Here is a 3,452-nt window from a genome sequence, read left to right as displayed (position 1 = left end):
GAAATAGTAAACTTGATGGTTGGACGTGTTATATATGAAACACCTAAAACTGAAAGTAAAGTAGCAAAAGATGCTAAGGAAATATTAAGAGTAGAAAATTTAGTTGTACCGGGTGTAGTAAAAGATGTAAGTTTCTCTTTAAAACATGGAGAAATTTTAGGATTTGCCGGACTTATGGGAGCTGGAAGAACTGAAACTGCAAGGGCTATTTTCGGAGCAGATAAATTTGAAAGCGGAAGAATATTTGTTGAAGGAAAAGAAGTTTCAATAAAATCACCAGTTGATGCTATAAAAAGCGGTATAGGTTATCTTTCTGAAGATAGAAAGAGATATGGCTTAGCATTAGGACTTCCTGTATTTGAAAATATGATGATGGGTAACTATGATAAATTTTCAAATATGCTTATGGTACAAAATTCAAAAGTAAAAAATATTGCTGAAGAAGAAGTACAATCTTTAAATATCAAAACTCCTTCCATAGATCAATTAGTAAAAAACCTATCAGGCGGTAATCAGCAAAAAGTAGTAATAGCTAATTGGCTTATAAAAGAATGTAAAGTATTAATATTCGATGAGCCTACAAGAGGAATAGATGTAGGAGCAAGAAGCGAAATTTATAACCTTATGGAAAAATTAGTTTCTATGGGTAAATCTATCATAATGATTTCCTCTGACTTAGTAGAAATATTAAGAATGAGCGATAGAATATTAGTTATGTCTGAAGGCAAAAAAACAGGCGAATTAGACATAAAAGGAACTACTCAAGATGATATTATGAAATATGCTACTATGAGATAAGAATAATATCATATAAAAATATAAAAAATAATAATTGGAGAGGTATATGTATAATATTGAAACTAACACTTTTACTGGAAAACTATGCTTTAAGGCTAAAATGAGGAGAAAAGTTAGAAATTCATTGATATATTTAAAGAAGAATGGATTGCAGAAATTTCTTACTATAGTAGCACTTCTAATACTATATGTATTTTTTGTTATAGCAGGAAGGAACTTCTTTACATTCGATACATTTTCATTAATATTACGAAACTCATACTTTATCGGTTTTTTAGCTATAGGTGTAACATTTGTTATAATAACTGGCGGTATAGATTTGTCCATTGGTTCATTATCTCTGTTTGCCGCAATGGTTGGTGGTGTGCTTATAACTAATTTTAAAGTTCCAATGTGGGCTATACTTATAATAGTTATAGCAGTAGGTACTTTAGGAGGATTTATAAACGGATGTTTGATTTCATATTTCAATTTGCCTCCGTTTATAGCAACATTAGGTATGCTTATGGTTACTAAAGGTTTATCTGGTATAGTTTCAAAATCTCAAACTATATACTACCCTACTATAACAGATCCAGATTATGGTTGGTTCAGAGTATTATTCAATGCAACAGAATCAAATTTCCCTTCCGGATTTATTATGCTCGCCATATTCACTATAATATCAGTATTGGTATTAACTAAAACAATAGTAGGAAGATATATATTCGCTTTAGGTAGTAATGAAGAGGCTGCAAGACTTTCAGGTATAAAAACTAATAAATGGAAAATAATAGCTTATACTATAGCTGGATTCTTCTGCGGTATAGGAGGTTTAACATTTGCTGCTAGTTATTCAAGCATAAGCCCTGGAGCAGGTCAAGGTTATGAATTTGATGCTATTGCTGCTGTAGTTATAGGAGGTACTTCTCTTTCAGGTGGCGTTGGTTCTATAATAGGTACAATAATTGGTGTATATATAATGTCAGTATTAAAAGTAGGACTTCCTTCAGTTGGCGTTGAACAGTTCTTCCAATACTTCACTATAGGTATAGTTGTTATTATAGCTGTTCTTATAGACGTTTACAGAATAAAAATGGCTAATAAAGTTAAAAAAGTAGATGTAAAAAAAGAAAGACGAGAACAGCTTGAGGAAGAAATAGAAGCCTTTAGAATAAAAATTGATTATATGATATCAGACAGCGGTAAAGATTATTCTAAAGAGATATCAGAAGTACAATCTAAAATTAATAGCTTAATAGAAGAAAAGAAAAAATTAAAATAAAAACAACAAAAGGAGAATAAAATGAAAAGAATTTTATTACTAGCTACTACTTTAATAGGATTAACAGTTATGTTGGCAAGCTGCGGCAACAAAGAGCCTTATATAGCTGTTGTTTCCAAAGGATTCCAGCATAAGTTTTGGGTAACTGTTAGAGACGGTGCTGAAGCTGCTGCTAAACAAAATGGTGTAAAAATCAGCTTTGTAGGTCCTGAAACTGAGTCTGACTCAAAGATACAACAGGATTTATTGGATAGTGAAATTAACAAATCACCTGATGCTATAGCTTTTGCTGCTGTAACTGGAGATTTCACTGAACAAATCAAAAGAATAAAAGAAAAAAATATACCTTTAATCGGTTTTGACTCTGGTATATTACCTGATCAAGCTCAAGGTGCTGTACTTGCTACTGCTTCTACTGACAACAGAGCTGCTGCTGCTATAGTTGCTGAGAAAATGTTTGAAGCTTTAAAAACAAGAATAGCTGCTTTCACTGCTGCTAATAAAGCTAAAATTGCTGTACTTCAATTAGATAACTCTGATACTGGTATAGGAAGAGCTGAAGGTTTCGTAAAAAGATTTACTGAATTAGCTGACGGTGATGCTACTACTGCTGGAAAATACACTTTACAAGTTATAGTTCCTACTACTCAAAATGAAGCTGATATAGCTAATGAAGTTAATGCTTTAAGAGGAAAAAGCTGCTTAGGTGTATATTTATCTAATGAAGCTATGGCTAGAGGTTTCTTAGTAGTATACAAAAGTGCTGAAGCTGGTGCTGCTAACACTATAGTTGGCGATGCTCAGGACGGCGGTGATTTAATAGCTATGGGATTTGACTCTGGAAAACCTCAATTAGATGCTATAAGAAGCGGTATAATAAAAGGTTCTGTTACTCAAGACCCTTACAGCATTGGTTTCCAAGCTGTTACTTTAGCTTACAAAGCTTCTAAAGGTGAATCTGTTGCTAATGTTGATACTGGTGCTAAATGGTATGATAGTACAAATATAGATGATCCAGAAATAGCTAAATTATTATATGAATAATTTAAATTAAGGAGGATTTTTAATTAATTATGTTTAGAATGCAAAATAATTTACCAAAAGTAGGTATTAGACCTGTTATAGATGGTAGAAGAAATGGTGTTAGAGAATCTCTCGAAGACACTACTATGAATATGGCTAAAATAGCTGCAAAACTTATAGAAGAAAATATTAAACATCCTAGCGGTGAAAAAGTTGAATGTGTAATATCTGATACTACAATAGGCGGAGTTGCTGAAGCTGCTAGATGTCAGAAAAAATTTGATGAAAACAATGTTAAATTAACTCTTACTGTTACACCTTGTTGGTGTTATGGTTCTGAGACTATTGATATGACTCCTGCTATACC

Annotated in this window: 3 protein-coding genes and 1 pseudogene; all 4 read left to right on the top strand. The window is 32.2% G+C overall.

From position 1 onward, the window contains the following. The coding region (locus Q0K19_RS15010; protein ID WP_297249384.1) for an ATP-binding cassette domain-containing protein at positions 1-798 on the top strand (798 nt) is incomplete at its 5' end. Positions 799-844: 46 nt separating this feature from the next. Next, complete coding sequence (locus Q0K19_RS15005; RefSeq protein WP_297249382.1) at positions 845-2,062, top strand: ABC transporter permease; 1,218 nt, start codon at positions 845-847, stop codon at positions 2,060-2,062. Positions 2,063-2,083: 21 nt separating this feature from the next. Continuing rightward, entirely contained in the window at positions 2,084-3,106 is a 1,023-nt protein-coding gene (locus tag Q0K19_RS15000) for an ABC transporter substrate-binding protein (protein WP_297249380.1), read from the top strand. A gap of 29 nt (positions 3,107-3,135) precedes the next feature. Then, positions 3,136-3,452, top strand: a pseudogene (gene fucI, locus Q0K19_RS14995) (L-fucose isomerase); the annotation flags it as partial.

Source organism: uncultured Brachyspira sp., assembly GCF_944393015.1.
Taxonomy (GTDB): domain Bacteria; phylum Spirochaetota; class Brachyspiria; order Brachyspirales; family Brachyspiraceae; genus Brachyspira.
Note: the sequence above shows the minus strand (reverse complement) of the source record. Positions and strands in the feature narration are given on the sequence as shown.